Source organism: Capnocytophaga catalasegens, from assembly GCF_026005215.1.
GTDB classification, from domain to species: domain Bacteria; phylum Bacteroidota; class Bacteroidia; order Flavobacteriales; family Flavobacteriaceae; genus Capnocytophaga; species Capnocytophaga catalasegens.
In genome coordinates, this window is sequence record NZ_BPMA01000036.1 from 35,040 (window position 1) to 55,700 (window position 20,661).

General features: G+C 34.4%; 20 protein-coding genes. 11 read left to right on the plus strand and 9 right to left on the minus strand.

The genetic code is table 11. The annotated features are described in order from the left end of the window. Window positions 1–170: 170 nt before the first annotated feature. Window positions 171–1,361 (minus strand): ADP-forming succinate--CoA ligase subunit beta, encoded by a 1,191-nt coding sequence (sucC, locus tag OO775_RS09925; RefSeq protein WP_264846927.1) that lies wholly within the window; start codon window positions 1,359–1,361, stop codon window positions 171–173. Window positions 1,362–1,599: 238 nt separating this feature from the next. On the opposite strand from sucC, the gene OO775_RS09930 reads away from it, so the two are divergent. Both OO775_RS09930 and OO775_RS09935 read left to right on the plus strand, forming a co-directional pair. Beyond that, window positions 1,600–2,049, plus strand: coding sequence for a hypothetical protein (locus OO775_RS09930; protein ID WP_264846929.1), 450 nt, complete (start codon window positions 1,600–1,602; stop codon window positions 2,047–2,049). Between the two features lie 11 nt (window positions 2,050–2,060). Beyond that, window positions 2,061–2,453 (plus strand): hypothetical protein, encoded by a 393-nt coding sequence (locus OO775_RS09935; RefSeq protein ID WP_264846930.1) that lies wholly within the window; start codon window positions 2,061–2,063, stop codon window positions 2,451–2,453. 73 nt (window positions 2,454–2,526) lie between these two features. Here OO775_RS09935 and OO775_RS09940 read toward each other — a convergent pair whose 3' ends face one another. Both OO775_RS09940 and hisS read right to left on the minus strand, forming a co-directional pair. Continuing rightward, on the minus strand, window positions 2,527–3,816 hold the full coding sequence (locus tag OO775_RS09940) for an acetyl-CoA hydrolase/transferase family protein (protein WP_264846931.1): 1,290 nt from the start codon (window positions 3,814–3,816) through the stop codon (window positions 2,527–2,529). A gap of 16 nt (window positions 3,817–3,832) precedes the next feature. Then, window positions 3,833–5,203: a histidine--tRNA ligase gene (gene hisS, locus OO775_RS09945; RefSeq protein ID WP_264846932.1), complete on the minus strand. Its 1,371-nt coding sequence runs from the start codon at window positions 5,201–5,203 to the stop codon at window positions 3,833–3,835. 171 nt (window positions 5,204–5,374) lie between these two features. Here hisS and bioD point away from each other — a divergent pair, with 171 nt between their 5' ends. From bioD to rlmH, 5 genes are all read left to right on the plus strand, one after another. Further along, window positions 5,375–6,010, plus strand: a complete 636-nt coding sequence (bioD, locus tag OO775_RS09950; RefSeq protein ID WP_264846933.1) for a dethiobiotin synthase — start codon at window positions 5,375–5,377, stop codon at window positions 6,008–6,010. A 14-nt stretch (window positions 6,011–6,024) separates the two neighbouring features. Further along, window positions 6,025–6,843, plus strand: a complete 819-nt coding sequence (gene kdsA, locus OO775_RS09955) for a 3-deoxy-8-phosphooctulonate synthase (RefSeq protein WP_264846934.1) — start codon at window positions 6,025–6,027, stop codon at window positions 6,841–6,843. A gap of 462 nt (window positions 6,844–7,305) precedes the next feature. After that, complete coding sequence (locus OO775_RS09960) at window positions 7,306–8,277, plus strand: type I phosphomannose isomerase catalytic subunit (protein ID WP_264846936.1); 972 nt, start codon at window positions 7,306–7,308, stop codon at window positions 8,275–8,277. A 96-nt stretch (window positions 8,278–8,373) separates the two neighbouring features. After that, window positions 8,374–9,348, plus strand: coding sequence for a glycoside hydrolase family 130 protein (locus OO775_RS09965; protein ID WP_264846937.1), 975 nt, complete (start codon window positions 8,374–8,376; stop codon window positions 9,346–9,348). A 74-nt stretch (window positions 9,349–9,422) separates the two neighbouring features. Then, window positions 9,423–9,896 carry a 23S rRNA (pseudouridine(1915)-N(3))-methyltransferase RlmH gene (gene rlmH / locus OO775_RS09970; protein WP_264846939.1) on the plus strand — a complete coding sequence of 158 codons (474 nt, stop codon included), beginning with the start codon at window positions 9,423–9,425 and terminating at the stop codon, window positions 9,894–9,896. A gap of 65 nt (window positions 9,897–9,961) precedes the next feature. Here the strand turns inward: rlmH and purL are convergent, their stop codons facing one another. The 5 genes from purL to rplM all read right to left on the minus strand — a co-directional run bounded on the left by purL (window position 9,962) and on the right by rplM (window position 16,529). Then, window positions 9,962–13,624, minus strand: a complete 3,663-nt coding sequence (purL, locus tag OO775_RS09975) for a phosphoribosylformylglycinamidine synthase (RefSeq protein WP_264846940.1) — start codon at window positions 13,622–13,624, stop codon at window positions 9,962–9,964. A 137-nt stretch (window positions 13,625–13,761) separates the two neighbouring features. After that, window positions 13,762–14,733: a translation elongation factor Ts gene (gene tsf, locus OO775_RS09980; RefSeq protein ID WP_264846941.1), complete on the minus strand. Its 972-nt coding sequence runs from the start codon at window positions 14,731–14,733 to the stop codon at window positions 13,762–13,764. A gap of 83 nt (window positions 14,734–14,816) precedes the next feature. Beyond that, entirely contained in the window at window positions 14,817–15,539 is a 723-nt protein-coding gene (rpsB, locus tag OO775_RS09985; protein ID WP_264846943.1) for a 30S ribosomal protein S2, read from the minus strand. Between the two features lie 148 nt (window positions 15,540–15,687). Further along, on the minus strand, window positions 15,688–16,074 hold the full coding sequence (gene rpsI / locus OO775_RS09990) for a 30S ribosomal protein S9 (protein ID WP_264846944.1): 387 nt from the start codon (window positions 16,072–16,074) through the stop codon (window positions 15,688–15,690). Beyond that, window positions 16,074–16,529, minus strand: a complete 456-nt coding sequence (gene rplM / locus OO775_RS09995) for a 50S ribosomal protein L13 (protein WP_264846945.1) — start codon at window positions 16,527–16,529, stop codon at window positions 16,074–16,076. The genes rpsI and rplM overlap by 1 nt, the downstream gene beginning before the upstream one ends. 244 nt (window positions 16,530–16,773) lie before the next feature. Between rplM and OO775_RS10000 the strand changes: the two genes are divergently transcribed. Continuing rightward, entirely contained in the window at window positions 16,774–17,292 is a 519-nt protein-coding gene (locus tag OO775_RS10000) for a DUF7935 family protein (RefSeq protein WP_373874568.1), read from the plus strand. Between the two features lie 77 nt (window positions 17,293–17,369). On the opposite strand, the gene aroB is transcribed toward OO775_RS10000, so the two are convergent. Beyond that, a complete protein-coding gene (gene aroB / locus OO775_RS10005) occupies window positions 17,370–18,431 on the minus strand; it encodes a 3-dehydroquinate synthase (protein ID WP_264846946.1) in 1,062 nt (353 codons plus the stop codon). A 209-nt stretch (window positions 18,432–18,640) separates the two neighbouring features. Between aroB and OO775_RS10010 the strand changes: the two genes are divergently transcribed. Genes OO775_RS10010 through OO775_RS10020 form a run of 3 tightly spaced genes read left to right on the plus strand, consistent with a single transcriptional unit; the run spans window position 18,641 to window position 20,624 of the window. Further along, window positions 18,641–19,336: a MotA/TolQ/ExbB proton channel family protein gene (locus OO775_RS10010; protein ID WP_264846947.1), complete on the plus strand. Its 696-nt coding sequence runs from the start codon at window positions 18,641–18,643 to the stop codon at window positions 19,334–19,336. Between the two features lie 12 nt (window positions 19,337–19,348). Next, complete coding sequence (locus tag OO775_RS10015) at window positions 19,349–19,741, plus strand: ExbD/TolR family protein (RefSeq protein ID WP_264846948.1); 393 nt, start codon at window positions 19,349–19,351, stop codon at window positions 19,739–19,741. Window positions 19,742–19,781: 40 nt separating this feature from the next. Then, complete coding sequence (locus tag OO775_RS10020; protein WP_264846949.1) at window positions 19,782–20,624, plus strand: energy transducer TonB; 843 nt, start codon at window positions 19,782–19,784, stop codon at window positions 20,622–20,624. The last annotated feature ends 37 nt before the right edge of the window (window positions 20,625–20,661 follow it).

Genomic DNA, 20,661 nt, shown 5'->3' on the forward strand with positions numbered 1-20,661 from the left:
TTTATTATTTTTTTTTAATAATTTTTAATTATTTGTTTTTTTTTAAAATTTGTGCTAAAATAAAATAAATCTATCAACAAACTATATCTATATAATAATCAATTATTTATATTAAAAAAAGCAAGAATTTTTTAGTCCTTGCTTTTTTGAAATAATTATACAAAAAATTTCTATTGTAAAACTTGTTTTACTTTATCGGCAGCTTCCTGAAACTGAATAGCTGAATGTACTGCCAATCCCGATTTATCAATCATTTCTTTGGCTATTTCAGCATTTGTACCTTGTAGGCGAACAATAATAGGAACTTGGATATTTCCCATATTTTTGTAAGCGTCAATAATTCCTTGTGCTACGCGGTCGCAACGAACAATTCCTCCAAAAATATTGATTAAAATAGCCTTTACATTTGGATCTTTTAGAATAATACGAAAAGCTGTTTCTACACGCGAAGCATCAGCCGTTCCTCCTACATCAAGAAAATTGGCAGGCTCTCCTCCTGCTTGTTTTATCAAATCCATCGTAGCCATTGCGAGTCCAGCTCCATTAACCATACAACCTACATTTCCGTCCAAATCTACATAATTAAGTCCCACTGCTTTTGCTTCGACTTCAATGGGATTTTCTTCACGAATATCACGCATTTGAGTATAATCATTATGGCGAAAAAGAGCATTGTCATCAAGGGTTACTTTGGCATCAACTGCCAATATTTTATTATCAGAAGTTTTCAGTAATGGATTGATTTCAAACAAATTAGCATCAGAAGTGATATATGCTTTATACAACGAAGTTACAAACTTAACCATTTCTTTAAAAGCTTCTCCTGACAATCCTAAATTGAATGCTATATTACGAGCCTGAAAAGGTAAAAGTCCTAACATTGGATCTATTTCTTCTACAAAAATAAGATGTGGAGTCTTGTCTGCAACAGTTTCAATATCCATGCCTCCTTCTGTGGAATACATAATCATATTTTTTCCTGTAGAGCGATTCAAAAGTACTGACATATAATATTCCTTAGGTTCACTTTCTCCTGGATAAAAAACATCTTCTGCAATGAGTATTTGATGAACTTTTTTTCCTTCTTTGGGTGTTTGTGGGGTAATTAAATTCATACCTATCATCTGTTCAGCAATCTCTTTCACCTGGTCAAGGTTTTTGGCTAATTTAACTCCTCCACCTTTTCCACGCCCTCCTGCATGTATTTGAGCTTTGACTACAAACCATTGTGTGCCTGTTTGTTGGGACAATTTTTTGGCTGCCATAACAGCCTCATCGGGGCTTGTAGCTACAATACCTCGTTGAGTTTGTACCCCAAAACTTGCTAATATTTCTTTGCCTTGATATTCGTGTAAATTCATAGAACAATAATTTTAATAGGACAAAAATACATCTTTTTTTGAAAAAAAACTATTTTTCTTGAAAAAAAATGAAATTTTCATATTTAAAATAACTTCTTTGTCAAAATTTCTTTCTCTTTATTTAATTCTGATATTGAATTTCTGTTAATTTTTTAAAATTATCCTCTAAGAATTTTTTTTTTTTACCAAAAAAATATTTATCTTTGCCCAAATAAATCCAATAAAAAAATTACGATTTATGACACAGCAAAAATTTGATCAATATGCCACTCAAATGGGAAATAAACTCCACGGACTTTTGTCTGTGAATTTTATAAATATTGACAATGGCTCTCTTATTCACTCTGTTTCCTTTTCAGGAATAGATTATAAGGCTACGGCTAAATTTGAAGCTGAAATTGTTAAAAATTCATTGCGAGCTATTAAATTTACAGATAGTAGTGATGAGACTTTGCATGAAATTATCATAAGTAATGATGAGCATATTCATTTTCTATATGTTGCAACAAATGCTGATTTTTTAGTACATCTTATTACAAATGCACAAAGTATAAACTATGCTCTTTTGCATATGACTCACAATGAATGCTGGCAAAGTTTGATTGCAGAATCTTTTGAAAAAGACAATTCTACAACCGAAGTATCCCACAAGAAAGTAAAACAATTTAAACAATTATTTTTTAATTAAAAAGTAAAAAAATGGTTGATTATTTGAATCATTTTGTAGAGAAAATACAAGAAAATATACCCAGTTTTATTTCAGTCTCGCTCGTTAATACGAATGATGGTACAATTCTAGCATATAAAGCAAAAAACAACGAAGATAACAGTCCAGCAAGTTCATTTCAAATAGAAATTTTCAAGGATGCCATTCGCTCGTTTGAGAATACCGAAGGACTGACTGATAAGAGAGTAAAAGATGTTTCTATTATTTACAAAAATCAGGTACATGTTACATCTATTTCAGATAACAAACAATTATTAGTACATTTGGTTTTGGACAATACAGCCAATTTGGTTCTTGCCAAAATGATAATGATTCGTTTTCGTGAAGAACTGACAATAAAGTTGGAACAAGAAAATTTTTTTTAACAATATAGATTAAACATTGAATTATTAAATTAAAAATCCTGAAAAAAACAACTATTTTCAGGATTTTTTGTATCTATAAATTATCTTTTTTCCAAGTTTCGTAAAAAGTTCGCTCAATAGCTTCTTGATGTTTCGGATGAGCAATATTAACAAGTATTTTCTGACGTTGAGCTAATGTTTTTCCTCGCAAATCAGCAATACCATATTCGGTAACTACATACTGAATATGAAAACGAGTAGTTACAACTCCTGCTCCTAAACGTAAAAACGGAACAATACGACTTTCTCCATGTCTTGTCTCAGAAGGAAGAGCTATAATAGCCTTTCCTCCAACACTTTGTGAAGCTCCACGAACAAAATCAATCTGCCCACCAATTCCTGAATACATCTTTGTCCCAATAGAGTCAGCACAAACCTGACCTGTTATATCTACCTCAATAGCAGAATTAACCGAAATCATTTGTGTATTTTGAGCGATAATAGCGGGGGCATTTGTGTATTTGCTCTCACGAACTTCAATAATTGGATTGTCGTGAGCAAAATCATACAAGCGTTTTGAACCAAACATAAAAGTACAAACTACTTTGCCTGTATTTATTGTTTTTTTCTGTCCTGTAACAACACCTTTTTCAATCAAATCAACGACACCATCAGTTAATAATTCGGTATGTACTCCTAAGTGCTTTCTATTACTCAATTTTTTAAGAACTGCATCTGGCACAGACCCTATTCCCACCTGTATAGTCGAATTGTCTTCAATAAGTTGTGCTACATTTTCAGCTATCTTTTCCTCAACACCAGAGGTTCTCTCTGCATATTCCAGACCATACAAAGGACTATTATGAGGAACCAAATAGGTAATTTCACTTATATGAATTGATGTATCTCCAAAAGTACGAGGCATATTTTCATTAACTTGCGCGATAACATAACGAGCGTGTTTGATTGCTGCCCAACAAGCCTCTACAGAAACTCCCAAAGAACAATATCCGTGGCGATCAGGAGGCGAAACACTTATAAAAACACCATCAATCGGAACTATTTTCTCATAAAAAAAACGAGGTAATTCACTTAGGAAAACAGGCGTATAAGAACCATTTCCTTCTTTTATGATATGTCTTACATTGTTTGATAGAAAAAATGAATTCACATAAAAACTCTCACGAAGCGAAGGGTCAGCATAAGCCGCATAATCAGAAGTTAAAATATGAGAAACTTCTACTCCTCTTAGTTCAGTAGCTCTTTTCGCTAAAGCATCTGTCAGAATTTTGGGAGTTGCTGCTGCTGCTTGCACGTAAATTCTATCACCCGATTGTACTATTTTTACAGCTTCGTCGGCTGTTGTGTATATGCAATTTTTCATTTATTGTACTACGTTTTTAAAATTTAAATTGGTTAATGTCTGAAAAATTATATTCGGTTTGCTGTCCCGATACCATATTTTTTAAAATAAATTGTTGCTTTTTGAGTTCATTTTCACCTATAATAATTACATAATTAGCCCCTCGCTTGTCAGCATAAGCGAGTTGTTTTTTGAGTTTGGAAGTCTCGGGATATAATTCCGTTTTGTAGCCTTTTTGTCTTAGTTGATTGATAATTCTCAAACTTTCGATAGCTTCTTCATGACCAAAATTGATAAAAAGAATGTCCAAAGCTTGGTTAATTTCCTCGGGAAATAAACCAAGCTGTTCAAGTACTAAATAAATACGGTCTAATCCGAAAGAAATTCCTACGCCACTCATATTTTTCAATCCGAAAATTCCGGTTAGGTCATCATAACGTCCTCCGCCACCAATAGAACCTAATTGTATTTGTTGAGGTGCAACTACTTCAAAAATAGCCCCCGTGTAGTAGTTCAAACCACGAGCCAATGTTACATCAAGTTCCAATGAAGCTACGGATAACGGTAGCTGTGCTATTGCGTTGCAAATGAATTCTAATTCAGTTATTCCTTGCAATCCTACTTGGCTATCTACCAAAATTTCTCGTAATTGATTTATCTTTTCGAGGAAAGTTCCGTTTAATTCAAAAATAGGATTGATTGTTTGAACATCCACAGAAGAAATTCCTCGTGAGAGCATCTCTTGAATTACTTTTTCTTTTCCTATTTTATCAAGTTTGTCCAGAGCTGTGGTAAAATCAATAAGTTTATCGCTTTGTCCGATGATTTGAGCAAAACCACTCAATATTTTTCGGTGATTTATTTTGATAGTAACTCCTTTCATATTTAATGAATTGAATACAGAATCGTATAGCTGAATCAATTCAATTTCTTGCCACAGACTTTGGCTACCAACCACGTCTGCATCACACTGAAAGAATTCTCGATAGCGTCCTTTTTGGGGTCTATCGGCTCGCCAAACGGGTTGTATTTGATATCTTTTGAAGGGTAAAGTCAGTTCATTTTGATGTTGTACTACATAGCGTGCAAAAGGAACAGTCAGGTCATAACGGAGGGCTTTTTCGCTAATTTGGGGAGTCAGCCTCTGGCTATTTTTCTCGTTTAAAAACTCATCTGAAACGTTGGTGAGGAAATCGCCCGAATTTAATATTTTGAAAATCAATCGGTCGCCTTCTTCGCCATATTTGCCCATTAGCGTTTCATAATTTTCAAAACTAGGTGTTTCAATGGGTTGAAAACCAAATAGTTCAAATTTTTCTTTTATTTTATTTTGTATATAAATTCGCTTTTTCAGCTCAGTGGGCGAAAAATCGCGTGTCCCTTTAGGAATACTGGGTTTGTATATCATTGATAATTATTTTTTTCAAAAAACAAAGATATGAAAAAAACTAATATAAAAAAAATATTATTTTCGATAAAAATATTCATTTCTAAACCTTATATTTTGAAGATAAAAAAGTAATTTTATTCTCTAAATAATTTAGTATATTTGCAAATTGAAAATTAGAACAGAATTCAAATGACTTTTTTTATAACGGGGATTTCGACCGAAGTAGGAAAAACCATCGTTTCAGCCATTGTTGTACAAGCGCTCAAAGCAGATTATTGGAAACCAATACAGGCTGGCGAATTAGACAATTCGGACACTATGAAAGTTCAAGAGCTTGTCAGTTGTGAAACTACTACTTTTTTTCCGAATTCGTATGCATTGAAACACCCTGCCAGTCCGCATCTTTCTGCGCAGATGGAAAATATTGATATTAGTTTGGCACATATTATTCGCCCCAAGACAAACAAACCCTTAGTTATTGAAGGTGCGGGAGGATTATTAGTACCTATCAATTCGTATCAGACCATTGCCGATTTGATAGCTCCGACTGATAAGGTAATTATCGTCTCGCGACATTATTTGGGCAGTATCAACCACACAATGCTTACTATTGAAGCTCTAAAACGCCGTCATTTGTCTATTGCAGGAATAATTTTCAGCGGAAAAGAAAATACTGCCACCGAACAATGGCTCGCCGAAAATACACAAGTTCAGATACTTGGTCGCATTGATGAAGAAAAATATTTTGACAAAGAAATTATAAATAACTATGCAAAATCTTTTGCTTCGAAACTTCTTCATATACAAAATCAGGTTAATTCGTAAAAAAAATAATTCGCATGCAAATAGAACTTATCCCACAAATCAAAAATACGACGTATGGCAACTTTTTTCTCATAGCTGGACCTTGCGCTATTGAGGGAGAGGAAATGGCTCTTCAAATTGCTGAAAAAATAACTCGCATTACGGACAGATTACGTATTCCATATATATTTAAGGGTAGTTTTAAGAAAGCTAATCGTAGTCGTATTGATTCATTCACAGGAATTGGAGACGAAAAGGCACTTAAAATCTTACAGAAGGTATCGAGTACCTTTGCAGTACCTACCCTAACAGATATACACCAAGTGGGCGATGCTTTTATGGCATCCGAATATGTAGATGTATTGCAAATCCCCGCTTTTCTGGTACGTCAAACAGATTTGGTTGTGGCAGCCGCTCAAACAGGTAAAGTGGTTAACCTGAAAAAAGGTCAGTTTATGAGTCCTGAGAGTATGAAACATGCGGTGCAAAAAGTGCTCGATTGTGGCAATCCGCAGGCTATTATAACCGATAGAGGCACAATGTTTGGCTATCAGGATATGATTGTAGATTTTCGAGGCATTCCAACAATGAAAAAGTATGCACCGGTAGTCTTAGACGTTACTCATTCGCTTCAACAGCCCAATCAGGACAGCGGTGTAACGGGTGGTCGCCCCGAAATGATTGAAACTATCGCCCGAGCAGGGGTTGTTAATAATGTCGATGGTTTATTTATCGAAACTCACTTCGACCCTAAGAATGCTAAAAGTGATGGAGCTAATATGTTACACTTAGACCTATTAGACAAACTTCTGACACGTTTGACAGCTATAAGACAAACGATAAACCAATTTTAATCAAGATATAAAGCTGCTTTTTAATGATTTTTTATAAAAATTAACTTCAAAAAGATACCGAACAACATTTTATAAAAACAATCAACATAAAAAAGTTACCTTACTAATTTTTATAAAAATATTTTAGACTGAAAAGCCACTTGATTAGTATTTATAAAAATATTTTAGTCTAAAAAGCCACTTTATAAATTAGAATAAAAATATTTTAACCCAAAAAGCCGCTTGACAAGGTAAAATAAAAACATTTTATCCTGAAAAGTTACTAGATAAGGTAAAACAAAAATATTTTATCCTAAAAAGTCGCTTGACAAGGTAAAATAAAAACATTTTATCCAAAAAAGCAACCAAATAAGGTGAATTAAAAATATTTCAACTAAAAAAACCTCTTTTTAAAGATAAAAAATTAAAAAAATCACCAAATAGACACTATATTAGTTAATAATAAAAATAAAATTATAAAAAATGAAGCAATTATATCCATTCAAATTTCGTCCAATACTAAAAGAGCGTATTTGGGGCGGAACAAAATTAAGAGATGTTTTTTCAAAACCCATTCCAAATGAAATCACAGGAGAAAGCTGGGAAGTATCGACTGTAAAAGGCGATGTTTCTATAATTGATAACGGAAGTCTATCTGGCGAAAGCCTACAAAAACTACTTGATGAACAACCAGAGGCATTAGTAGGAAAACACATTTATGAGCGCTTCGGAAAGGAATTTCCTATTCTTATTAAGTTTATTGATGCCCGAGAAGACCTATCTATTCAGGTGCATCCGAATGATGAATTAGCAAAAAAGCGGCATAATTCCTTCGGAAAAACTGAAATGTGGTACGTTATGGACGCTGACAAAGACGCTCAACTTATTGTAGGGTTTAACAAATCAGTAACTAAGGAAGAATATCAGCAGCACTTAGAGAATGGTACCCTGACCGAGATACTGAATTATGAACCAGTAAGCGAGGGTAGTACTTTTTTTATAAATACAGGTAAAGTACACGCCATAGGTGCAGGAACATTGTTAGCTGAAATACAACAAACCAGTGATATTACTTATCGGGTGTATGATTTTAATCGCCGAGACAAAAATGGCAATTTGCGCGAACTCCACACAGAGCAAGCCCTCGATGCGATTGATTATCAGAAGAAAGATGATTTCAAGGTGCAATATAGCCACTCACTAAATGAGCATAATACTATGGTAAGCTGTCCGTACTTCATTACGAACTATCTGAAACTAAATCAAAATCTGCCAGTTGCTATTTCAGCCCGTGACTCTTTTCATATCTATATGTGTGTAAAAGGACAAGGTGCTATAACATACGGAGACCTTACAATGCCCATACAAAAGGGCGAAACGATTTTAGTTCCCGCAAGTTGTGAGCAGATTACCATTGAAACCAATGATATTGAGTTGTTAGAAGTATATTTGTAGCCAATTTTTTCAAAAAAAGATAGAAAATTCGCTCAATAGCATCTCTACAAAATACAAAACAAAAATAAAATACTTTTTAATTTAAAATAAAATATAATGAATACACAAATCCAAATTCCTTGGCAGGAACGCCCCGAAGGTTGTTCAGAAGTTATGTGGCGATACAGCCAAAATCCAATTATCGGACGATATGACATTCCTTCATCTAATAGTATTTTCAATAGCGCCGTAGTGCCGTTCAAAGAGGGCTTTGCAGGTGTTTTTCGCTGTGATAACAAAGCAGTTCAAATGAATATTTTTGCAGGATTCAGCAAAGACGGCATTCATTGGCAAATCAATCACAATCCAATCCAGATGAAGGCCGGTAATACGCAAATGATAGATTCAGATTACAAATACGACCCACGAGTTACGTGGATTGAAGACCGATATTGGATTACGTGGTGTAACGGATATCACGGACCTACAATCGGGATTGCTTACACCTTCGATTTTGAAGAATTTTTCCAATGTGAGAATGCTTTTCTACCATTTAATCGAAACGGAGTTCTTTTCCCTGAAAAAATTGACGGAAAATACGCAATGCTTTCGCGCCCAAGCGATAATGGACATACTCCTTTTGGCGATATTTATATTAGCTATAGTCCTGATATGAAATACTGGGGAGAGCATCGCTGTGTGATGAAAGTGGCGCCATTTATGGATAGCGCTTGGCAATGCACCAAAATCGGAGCCGGTGCTGTGCCTATCCGAACCAACGAGGGGTGGCTTATGTTCTATCACGGGGTTATCAATACTTGCAATGGTTTTAGATATTCAATGGGTGCTGCCATTTTAGATATAAACGACCCAAGTAAGGTCAAATATCGTACCAAACCTTATCTATTAGCCCCTGCCGAGCTATACGAACTAGCCGGTGATGTACCCAATGTTGTGTTTCCGTGTGCAGCTCTACATGATATCGAACAAGACAAAGTAGCTGTGTATTATGGCGCTGCCGATACTGTTGTAGGGGTGGCTTTTGGTCGAATTTCTGAAATAATTAAATTCACCAAAGAAAATAGTTTATAAAACTGATATCTATAAATAATTAAAACTGCATATTGTAAAAAAATATGCAGTTTTTTCAATACAAATAATTTCAAATGAATATAAAACTTTTAGTAATTGGAAAAACCGATAGCAATCTACTGCAACAACTAATAGAAGTATATCAAAATCGGCTTCAATTTTACACCAAATACCATGTAGAAATTATTCCCGAAGCAAAAAATACCAAGAATTTGACTTTTACACAACAAAAAGCAAAAGAAGGCGAATTACTTCTGAAAAATATCACTCCGTCTGAATATTTGATACTCTTAGATGAGCGAGGTAAAGAATATACTTCCGTTGATTTTTCTGTTTTTCTACAAAAGAAAATGAATACAGGTGTAAAGCAGATTACTTTTGTCATCGGTGGTGCATTTGGCTTTTGCGAAGAAGTTTATAAGCGTGCCAATGAAAAAATTTCGCTCTCCAAGATGACTTTTTCCCACCAAATGATTCGGCTTTTCTTCACCGAACAACTCTACCGAGCCTTTACCATACTTAACAATGAACCTTATCATCATCAATAATCAGTACGTTTTTATTTGCTGTAAAAAGTAACTTTTTTAGGTTCATTTACATCGTTTCAAACAAGCTATATGCTATTTTGTTCTATCCATTTTCTGGCATTGACAAACGCTTCAAGCCAAGGAGAAACTTCATCAAATCGACCCTCAGGATAGTCTGCCCAGTTCCATTGGAAAATAGACCTTTCAAAGTGTGGCATTGACACCAAGTGTCTGCCTGTATTATCGCAAAGCATTGCCGTATTATAATCCGACCCATTCGGATTGGCGGGATAATTCTCATATCCGTACTTCGCCACAATATTGTATTTATCCTCACTCTCAGGAAGATAGAATTTCCCTTCTCCGTGCGAAATCCAGATACCCAATACCGCTCCTTCCAAAGAAGAAAGCATTACCGAGTTATTTTTTTGTATCATTACGGAAGTGAAAGCGCTTTCATGCTTCTGAGATATATTATGCTTCATTTTTCCATGTGTAATATGCTCTGGATGAATAAGTTCTAATTCCATAAACAACTGACAACCATTGCATATACCTACCGAAAGTGTATCCTTTCGCTGAAAGAAACTCTCTAATGCTTGTTTAGCTTTTTCATTATAACGGAAACTTCCTGCCCAACCTTTGGCACTTCCCAGTACGTCAGAATTAGAAAATCCACCAACAGCTCCGATAAATTGTATATCTTCGAGCGTTTCTCTACCCAAAATAAGGTCTGTCATATGCACATCTTTCACGTCAAAACCTGCCAAAAACATAGCGTGAGCCATTTCTCGTTCTGAATTGCTTCCTTTCTCACGAATAATTGCCGCTTTGGGGCGTTTATGTGGCTTTTGAGGTAGTTTTCCCGTAAAAAATGAAGGAAATTGATACACCAATGGCTGATTTTTATAATTTTCGTATCGAGCCTTAGCCATTCCATTCTTCGATTGTTTGCTATCTAAAAGAAATGAGGTTTTGTACCAAATATCTCGATATTTTTCAATCTCAAAAGTAAAACTATCTTCTCCATTGGTTATTTTTAGGTCATTAGAAGACTTTGCTTCACCTATTTTGACAAAACGAACCTTATTTTCGGAAAGTAATTTTTCTAACAATTCATTGTTTGTTGCTTGAATAACTACCGAAATATTTTCATTGAAAAAGGTTTTCACACTATCTTTTTCTCCCAAATTAGTTAAATTAATTTCAGCTCCCAATTGATTTTCAGCAAAACACATTTCTAAAAGTGTAGTAATCAGTCCCCCACTACCTACATCGTGTCCTGCGGAAATAATTCCTTGATTGATAACTTCTTGCAAAGTATTAAAAGCCGTTTTAAAAGCTTTGGCATCTTGTACTGTAGGGGCTTTTTCTCCTATTTTATTACAAATTTGCGCAAATGAAGAACCTCCTAATTCTAATGTATCATGCGAAAAATCAATATAATATATAGACCCTTTGCCTACTTTTAGCACAGGTTCTATCACTTTGCGAATATCGGAGCAATGCCCCGCTGCCGAAATAATAACCGTACCAGGGGCAATTACATCTCCATCAGGATATTTCTGTTTCATTGAGAGCGAATCTTTCCCTGTTGGAATATTGATTCCCAACTCAATAGCAAAATCTGAACAACCTTTTACAGCTTCGTACAATCGAGCATCTTCTCCTTTATTATTACACGGCCACATCCAGTTTGCCGAAAGAGATACACTTTTTAATCCATCTTGTAAAGGAGCAAAAACAATATTGGTAAGTGCTTCACCCACTGCATTTTTACTTCCTGTGATGGGGTCTATTAAAGCCGTAAGTGGCGAATGTCCAATAGAAGTAGCTAAACCTTCTTTACCTTTAAAATCCAAAGCCATAACTCCTACATTATTAAGCGGAAGTTGTAAAGCTCCTACGCATTGTTGCTTAGCTACACGACCTCCTACACATCTATCAACTTTATTCGTAAGCCAATCTTTGCAAGCTACGGCTTCAAGCTGTAAAACTTGTTCCAAATAATATGGAATTTTACTGGTCGTATAAGTTATTTGTTCATATTTGACCGGTGAGGTTTCATCTTTCAAAATTGTTTTAGGCGAGCTTCCAAACATATCAGAAAGTGCCAAATCCATTGGTTTTTCTCCTTTTTTATACGAGACAAAAACAAAACGTTTATCAGCTGTAACCTCTCCTACTTCATACATTGGCGAACGTTCTCGCTCTGCAATTTTTTGTAGTTGAGAGATATTTTCTTTACCGATAACCAATCCTATGCGTTCCTGAGATTCATTTCCGATAATTTCTTTGGCAGAAAGCGTTGGGTCTCCAATAGGAAGTTTGTCAAGGTCTATTACTCCTCCTGTTTCTTCGACTAATTCGGAAAGGCAATTCAAGTGTCCTCCTGCTCCATGATCGTGAATAGATACAATTGGATTATTTTCACTTTCTACTAACCCTCGAATAGCATTAGCCGCTCGTTTTTGCATTTCTGGGTTGGAACGTTGGACAGCATTAAGCTCTATTCCAGAACCAAAAGCTCCTGTATCAGCAGAAGAAACCGCAGCTCCCCCCATTCCGATACGATAATTTTCACCTCCCAAAACAACAATTTTATCTCCTTGATTAGGAATTTCTTTCTTAGTCATTGTATCCTTCCCATAACCAATTCCGCCAGCAAGCATGATTACTTTATCAAAACCAAGTTTGCGCGCTTGTTCTTCGTGTTCAAAAGTAAAAACAGAACCTGCAATAAGTGGTTGTCCAAATTTATTTCCAAAATCAGAAGCTCCATTAGAAGCCTTGATAAGAATATCCATAGGTGTTTGATAAAGCCACTTACGTTCAGACATAGCTTGTTCCCAAATTCTATCAGTTTCCAAGCGAGAATAAGCTGTCATATAAACTGCTGTTCCTGCTAGAGGCAATGAGCCTTTTCCTCCTGCTAATCGGTCTCGGATTTCTCCCCCTGACCCTGTAGCAGCTCCATTAAAAGGCTCTACCGTTGTTGGAAAATTATGTGTTTCTGCCTTTACGGAAAGTACTGATTTGAAAGGAGTTTCTTTATAAAAATCAGGTTTATCCGCAGATTGTGGTGCAAATTGAACGATTTCAGGTCCCTCTAAAAAGGCCACATTATCTTTGTATGCTGAAACAATACTATTTGGATTTTCTTGTGAAGTTTTTTTAATCAATTTGAAAAGAGACAACTCTTTCTCTTGTTCATCAATAACAAATGTGCCATTGAAAATCTTGTGGCGACAATGTTCCGAATTAACTTGAGAGAATCCAAAAACTTCTGAATCAGTAAGTTTTCTACCTAATTTTTTAGACAAATTCTCTAAATAAACTACTTCATCTTTACTCAAAGCCAATCCTTCTTTTTCATTATAAGCGGAAATATCATCAATTTCTAAAATATGTTCAGGTTGTATGTTCGTTGTAAAAATATCTTGCCCTAGTGTGTCATATTTTTGCAATAACATCGGATCAAAATTGATAGAATTATCAGCATAAAAAAACTCTTCAATACGTGTAATACCTTCAATTCCCATATTTTGAGTTATTTCAACTGCATTAGTACTCCAAGGGGTTATCATCACAGCACGTGTTCCAACAAAGATTCCTTCAATATTTTTTTCAGTTAAATAAACTGCCTCACCAAAAAGCCAATTTAATTTCTCAATAGTTTCTATCGAAAGCTCCGACAAGGCTTGTACAGCATAAATAGTATTTGCTTTGTTTTTGAAAAAGTGTATCATAAAATCCTTAAAATAAGATGTGCCAAAAGTACAAAAATAAAGTTTCAACAACAAATTTTTGTACAAAAAGAATTTACAAAAATATAAAGAGTTGCTCTATTCGGGCAACTCTTTATATTTTTTATTTGAAAATAAATCTATGATAAAGAAACTCTTTTAAAACCTATAATTTCTAAATCTTTATTCACTGATTTAATGTAATCTGAAACCTTTTTAGAATCATCTTTGATATAAACTTGGTCTAACAAGGCTTTTTCTTGGTCTAATGTAGTATTATCACTTATAAAACGTTGTAGTTTCCCTGGTAAAATTTTATCCCAAATTTGCTCTGGTTTTCCTTCTGCTTTCAATTCCGCTTTGGCATCTTCCTCAGCTTGTTTTAGCACTTGGTCTGTTAATTGAGCATACGAAATATATTTAGGAACATTTTTTAGTGTTTTACCTAAACGAGCCAGTTCTTCATTTTCTTTCTGAATAATTGCAATACGAGCTTCTGTTTCATTTGCAATATATTCAGGAGAAAAATCTTTGTAAGACAAGGTTTGAGCTCCCATTGCAGCTACTTGCATACAGATATTCTTAGCAACCTCTTCTACACCATCAAATTTAGCAGAAAGTGCTACCAATGAAGCTATTTTGTTACCTGCATGAATATAAGAACCAACAAATGTTCCATCTAATACTTCGAATTGACCTACTTCTATTTTCTCTCCGATAACTCCTGTTTGTTCAGTAAGTTTTTCAGCAACAGAAATTCCTTTAAAATCAGCAGCTAAGAAGGCTTCTTTATTATCGAAATTAAGAGCCAATTCTGCCAATTCTTTTGCCAAAGTAACAAAAGATTCATTCTTAGCAACGAAATCAGTTTCACAATTAAGCGAAACGATAGCACCTTTGGTATTTGTTGCATTTACTTTGGCAATAACAGCTCCTTCGGCAGAATCTCTATCTGCACGTTTTTCAGCTACTTTTTGTCCTTTTTTACGAAGAATTTCGATAGCTTTATCAAAATCGCCTTCGGCTTCTACCAAAGCATTTTTACAATCCATCATACCTGCTCCGGTAGCTTGTCTTAGTTTATTTACTTCTGCGGCAGTAATCTGTGCCATATCTTTTATTATTTTTAAGAAAAAGTAATTATGTTTGATTGGGCAAACATAATCACTTTTGTTAGGGTTAGTAATAAATTAAATTATTTGTCTGTTTTTTCTTCTTTGCTTTCAGGTTTTTTCTCGTTAATACCTTCACTGATAGCCTCTGTTACATAAGAGAGTATTTTCTCGATTGATTTAGAAGCATCGTCATTAGAAGGGATTACGTAATCAATCAGTTTAGGGTCTGAATTGGTATCAACCATTGCAAAGACTGGAATGTTTAATTTTTGTGCTTCTTTGACAGCAATATGCTCACGCATAGTGTCCACTACAAAAAGAGCCGATGGAAGACGCGTCATATCAGCAATAGAACCTAAGTTCTTTTCCAACTTTTCTCTTAAACGAGTTACTTGCAACTTTTCTTTTTTAGAAAGAGTATCATATGTACCATCTTTCTTCATTTTGTCAATAGATGACATTTTTTTAACAGCCTTACGAATAGTAACGAAATTTGTTAGCATTCCCCCAGGCCATCTTTCGGTAATATAAGGCATTCCGATTGATTTTGCTTTTTCAGCAACAATATCTTTTGCTTGTTTTTTTGTAGCAACAAAAAGTATTTTCTTTCCTGATGCAGCAATTTTCTTCAAAGCCTCATTAGCCTCTTCTAACTTAGCGGCTGTTTTATATAGGTTAATAACGTGAATTCCATTACGTTCCATATAAATATAAGGAGCCATACTCGGATTCCACTTTCTTGTAAGGTGTCCGAAATGTACACCTGCTTCAAGTAAATCTTTTACTTCTATTGTATTTGCCATTTTTGTAATAGTTTACGTTCCGTTGAGTTAGCAATGTTGAAGTGGTTGCTCAAAAGCATGCCTACAACATTTGGATGCTAAACTAATTTTCTCTTTTGGAGAAACAACGACAACTGGATTTATACTTTTTAAAATTAAATAATAATGATTAACGTTTTGAGAATTGGAATCTCTTACGAGCTTTTTTCTGACCAAATTTCTTACGTTCAACCATACGTGGGTCACGAGTAAGAAGTCCTTCTGGTTTCAAAACGGCTCTATTTTCAACATCTATTTCGCACAAAGCACGAGAAACAGCCAAGCGAATAGCTTCGGCTTGTCCTGTAATACCTCCTCCATATACATTTACATTCAAGTCATAAGACTCTTCTGCGTTTAACAATGTAAAAGGTTGTTTCACTTTGTATTGAAGAATTGGTGTTGTAAAATATTCGTTCAAATCTCTTTTGTTCACCACAATTTTACCGCTTCCAGCTTTCATATATATACGAGCTACGGCAGTTTTTCTTCTTCCAATTTTGTGAATTACTTCCATTATTTTAGTTCGTTTAAGTTAATAAGTGTAGGTTTTTGTGCATCGTGATTATGCTCTGTTCCTACATACACTTTAAGATTACGGAATATTGCTGCGCCCAATTTGTTTTTAGGCAACATTCCTTTTATTGCTTTTTCCACAAGTCTTTCGGGGTGTTTTGCTAAAATCTGCTTGGCAGTTTGTGAGCGTTGTCCTCCTGGATAACCTGTGTGACGAATATATTCTTTCGTCTCCATCTTCAACCCACTGAGTTGGATTTTCTCTGCATTGATAACAATTACATTATCTCCACAATCCACGTGCGGGGTGTAACTTGGCTTGTACTTACCTCTTAAAAGTTTTGCTACTTTTGAAGCAAGACGCCCTAACATCTGTCCTTCGGCATCAACTACTACCCATTTTTTGTCGGCAGTGGTTTTATTAACCGAAATCGTTTTGTAGCTTAATGTGTCCACACTAAATTATTTTAAAAAATTAAACATTCCTTTTATTTAAGATTTTACTTAAAAATCTATACAGCGGGCAAAAGTACAACAATTTATTGAATTAGCAAATTTTATTTCAAAAATATTTAAAAAAACTTAGGTCTTACTATAAATAATCTGTTCGAAAAATCTATTTTTAATTTTCTCATCTTCAATTTATATTTATTTGAAAAAAAATTGTAATTTCGTCCCGAATTTTTGATACATAATTATTATGAATAAAATTATAGAAATCATTGCTTATTGTATTCCAGCTATTATAGTAGGAATTGTTGCATACTATTTCTTCTTTTTACATTACAAAAACGAAGAAAAACGTCGCAAATTTTATCTTTTAAAAGAAAATCAAAAACAAGCCTTGCCTCTTCGCTTACAGGCTTATGAACGAATAACGTTATTTTTGGATAGAATTAGTCCGCAAAAAATGCTTATGCGAGTAACTCCTCTCTCTCAGGATAAACGAGCTTATGAACTACTTCTCATTCAGCAAATTGACAGCGAATTTGACCATAATATTACACAACAAATTTACATCAGTGAAGCCACTTGGAATGTTGTCAAAGCTGCCAAAAGCGCTACAATTCAGATTATTCGTAAAGTAGCAACCAGTGAAAATATAACCGATGCCGATACGATGCGTACAGCTATTCTTTCGGAATTTATTGATAAACAAACGCCTTCTAATCAGGCACTTTCGCATATTGTCAATGAAGTAAAAGAATTTTTATATTAAATTTCGTTTAGAAAAATAAAAAATCCCCGAAAATCAAGTTTTGGGGATTTTTTTATACGACATATATATAATAAAATTTACACCACATAATATTCAAAAGCCTGATAAATCAAATCATTATCAACGTGACAATCTAACTTGGGGTTAGCTATATCCTCCAAAAGGACAAAGTTAATTGCTCCGTGTGAATTTTTCTTATCAAACTTCATCAGAGAAATTATTTCAGATATTTCATTTTTGGTAAAAGATTGTTGTTCAAAGTATTGTAATAAATTTTCTTTGATAAAATCACATTTTTTCTGAGGAAAACTTGTCTTTTTGACCGAAAGAAAACTTGCCAGAATGATACCTATTATAATAGCTTCGCCGTGCAAAAGTCGTCTTCTATGTTCATTTTGCAAGCAAAATGACTCAATCGCGTGCCCTAATGTATGTCCAAAATTAAGTATTTTCCGAAGTCCTTTTTCGGTAGGATCTTGCGTAACTATCTGATTTTTAATCTGTACAGAATCATATATAAGTCCTTGCAAGTCTTCTAATGAAAAATCTGACAAACGCGTCATTTGATTCCAATAATTTTCGTCATAAATAAGTCCATGTTTGAACATTTCAGCCAAACCGCTACGTAATTCTTCACTTGGTAAAGTCTGCAAATATTGTATATCAATACAGATTTGCTCAGGGGTATTGATAACTCCTATTTGATTTTTCAGCATGCCCAAATCAACTCCTGTTTTTCCGCCTACCGAAGCATCAACCATTGCTAAAAGAGATGTTGGAATATTGATAAAATCAATTCCACGCATATAGGTTGAAGCTACAAATCCTCCCAAATCAGTAACAACTCCACCTCCCAAATTGATAAGCAAACTTTTTCTATCTGCTCCCAACTCTGACATTGCACCCCATACTCCTAAGCAAGTTTCTATATTTTTATATTCTTCTCCAGTTTCTATTTCAATAACTTCTACCTCAAAAGGAAATTTTTGTAAAAAATACATCAAACAATATTCGTTCGTATGAGTATCTACCAAAATAAAAATTTTAGAATAATTTTTCTTTTCAACTAAATCAATTAAAGGTTGATATGTATCTTCTATAAAATAAATAGGATAATTTGATGTTTGTATTTTTTTCATCGAAGTTTATTAAAAATAAGTGCAAAGATACTGATTTTATTCACAACAATTTTATCTTTAGTACAAAAAATATTTCAATTTTGATTTTCTGTAAAAAAAATATTTTGATAAAAAGTGAATATTTTTTTAAAATAATAGGTTGTTTTGAAAAAAAAATGTAGTTTTGTGCCTTGAAAACAAAAAGTATAATTTTTAAATACACATAAACTATGTTATTTTTACAAACTGATTTAGCAACAGACCCCGTAATAGATACTGTTGCAAGCGAAGAAAAAACGCTTTCCATTATGAATCTAATTCTTGATGGAGGAACATCAAGTATAATTATCATTGGAGTGTTATTCCTAATGTTGGCAGTAGCTCTTTACATTTATTTTGAGCGTTCATTTGCTATTGCTGCTGCCTCTAAAATAGATTCAAATTTTATGAATATGATACGTGACAATATAGCTGCTGGACGATTAGAAGCTGCTAAAATGCTCTGTGCTCAATCCAATACTCCCGTATCACGATTAGTAGCCAAAGGGATTTCACGTATAGGAAAACCATTGACAGATATAAACAAAGCTATCGAAAATGCTGGAGCTTTGGAAATTTACAAGTTAGAAAAAAATTCAGCTATTTTGGCAACTATAGCAGGAGCAGGTCCTATGATTGGTTTCTTAGGAACAGTTGTTGGTATGATTATGGCTTTCCACGAAATGGCTACCAGCGGTGGTCAAGCTGAAATGGGAGTTTTGGCAGGAGGTATCTACACAGCAATGACAACTACTGTCGCTGGACTTATTGTAGGTATTGTAGCATATATGGGATACAATCACTTAGTGGTTCGTACCGATAAGGTAGTTCATAAAATGGAAGCTACCGCAGTAGAATTTTTAGACCTTTTGAATGAACCTATTTAATTCTGATTTAAAATGAATATCAAAGGAAGAAACAAGGTAAGCCCTGAATTTAGCATGTCGTCAATGACAGATATCGTATTCTTGTTGCTTGTCTTCTTTATGCTAACTGCTAATAGTCCAAATGCTTTAGATTTATTACTCCCTAAAGCTAAAGGAAAATCGACCAATACACAGAATGTTTCAGTAAGTATCAACAAAAATTTAAAATATTTTATTGATAAAAAAGAAATAGATCCTACCGATATTGAGAGCGAATTGCACCAAGTTTTACAAAGCAAAAATGTAGAAACTCCAACAATTATACTACGTGTTGAAGAAAGTGTTCCTATTGAGAATGCAGTAACTGTAATGGATATTGCAAACCGAAATCAATACAAACTAATTTTGGCTGTTCGTCCTAATTAGTAAAAAATAATCAATATTTTATTTAGTATTTTATATAAAAATGCTATTAGATACAGTACATAAACGAAAATCTTTTGCCTTAACAAGTGTCATACTTTGCCTACTTGTACTTCTGATGTTTCTCACGGGAATGAAATATTTAGACCCTCCCGAAGAGAAAGGTATCACTATTACCTTTGGTACAGATTCTCGTGGTATGGGCGAAATCAAACCGCCTGCTCCTGCTAAATCAGCACCGCAAGTACCTCAGACACCCCAAGAACCTATACCAACTCCTTCTGAACCTGTTGCTTCGCAAGAACAAGTTGTTACACAAGAAACTGATCAAGAAACAATTGTTGTCCCAGAAAAAAAGAAAAAAACAACTCCTAAACAAGAAATAAAACCCAAAGTAGCTGAAACACCCAAAGAACCTGAAAAGCCAAAACCATCTTCTGAAACAACCGATGCTTTGTCCAACATCTTAGGAGCTTCAAAAAAAACTGATGCAAACACTTCGGGAGGTGGACAAGGTAATGATAACGTTGCTGGACATAAGGGTAGTCCCAACGGCAATCCTTATTCAAGTAGTTTCTACGGAAGTGGTGGTAGTGGTGGTTCTGGAAGTGGTAAAGGATGGGGATTGAATGGACGCAACTTGGAAGATGGACAAAAAATACCACAAGATTGTAATGAATCGGGACGGGTTGTTGTTCAAATTGAAGTTGATCGAAGTGGTAAAGTAGTCAAAGCGACTCCAGGAGTAAAAGGTACAACCAATTCTGCGCAATGCTTGTTAGATGCTGCCCGAAAAACAGCACAAACATATCGTTGGAATGCAGATACAAAAGCTCCTGTACGACAAATCGGTTTTATTGAAATAAACTTCCGTTTAGGTGAATAAATTTGATTTTAAAAATCAAATTTATTCACTTTTCTTT

Bases quoted from the DNA above. Each gene is read 5' to 3' on its own strand.
- OO775_RS09940 (WP_264846931.1), bottom strand. From the start codon at position 3,816: ATGAAAAATTGCATATACACAACAGCCGACGAAGCTGTAAAAATAGTA.
- rpsI (WP_264846944.1), bottom strand. From the start codon at position 16,074: ATGGAAGTAATTCACAAAATTGGAAGAAGAAAAACTGCCGTAGCTCGT.
- OO775_RS10010 (WP_264846947.1), top strand. From the start codon at position 18,641: ATGTTATTTTTACAAACTGATTTAGCAACAGACCCCGTAATAGATACT.
- hisS (WP_264846932.1), bottom strand. From the start codon at position 5,203: ATGATATACAAACCCAGTATTCCTAAAGGGACACGCGATTTTTCGCCC.
- purL (WP_264846940.1), bottom strand. From the start codon at position 13,624: ATGATACACTTTTTCAAAAACAAAGCAAATACTATTTATGCTGTACAA.
- OO775_RS09935 (WP_264846930.1), top strand. From the start codon at position 2,061: ATGGTTGATTATTTGAATCATTTTGTAGAGAAAATACAAGAAAATATA.
- OO775_RS10020 (WP_264846949.1), top strand. From the start codon at position 19,782: ATGCTATTAGATACAGTACATAAACGAAAATCTTTTGCCTTAACAAGT.
- kdsA (WP_264846934.1), top strand. From the start codon at position 6,025: ATGCAAATAGAACTTATCCCACAAATCAAAAATACGACGTATGGCAAC.
- rlmH (WP_264846939.1), top strand. From the start codon at position 9,423: ATGAATATAAAACTTTTAGTAATTGGAAAAACCGATAGCAATCTACTG.
- OO775_RS09965 (WP_264846937.1), top strand. From the start codon at position 8,374: ATGAATACACAAATCCAAATTCCTTGGCAGGAACGCCCCGAAGGTTGT.
- aroB (WP_264846946.1), bottom strand. From the start codon at position 18,431: ATGAAAAAAATACAAACATCAAATTATCCTATTTATTTTATAGAAGAT.
- OO775_RS10015 (WP_264846948.1), top strand. From the start codon at position 19,349: ATGAATATCAAAGGAAGAAACAAGGTAAGCCCTGAATTTAGCATGTCG.
- OO775_RS10000 (WP_373874568.1), top strand. From the start codon at position 16,774: ATGAATAAAATTATAGAAATCATTGCTTATTGTATTCCAGCTATTATA.
- bioD (WP_264846933.1), top strand. From the start codon at position 5,375: ATGACTTTTTTTATAACGGGGATTTCGACCGAAGTAGGAAAAACCATC.
- rpsB (WP_264846943.1), bottom strand. From the start codon at position 15,539: ATGGCAAATACAATAGAAGTAAAAGATTTACTTGAAGCAGGTGTACAT.
- OO775_RS09930 (WP_264846929.1), top strand. From the start codon at position 1,600: ATGACACAGCAAAAATTTGATCAATATGCCACTCAAATGGGAAATAAA.
- sucC (WP_264846927.1), bottom strand. From the start codon at position 1,361: ATGAATTTACACGAATATCAAGGCAAAGAAATATTAGCAAGTTTTGGG.
- OO775_RS09960 (WP_264846936.1), top strand. From the start codon at position 7,306: ATGAAGCAATTATATCCATTCAAATTTCGTCCAATACTAAAAGAGCGT.
- tsf (WP_264846941.1), bottom strand. From the start codon at position 14,733: ATGGCACAGATTACTGCCGCAGAAGTAAATAAACTAAGACAAGCTACC.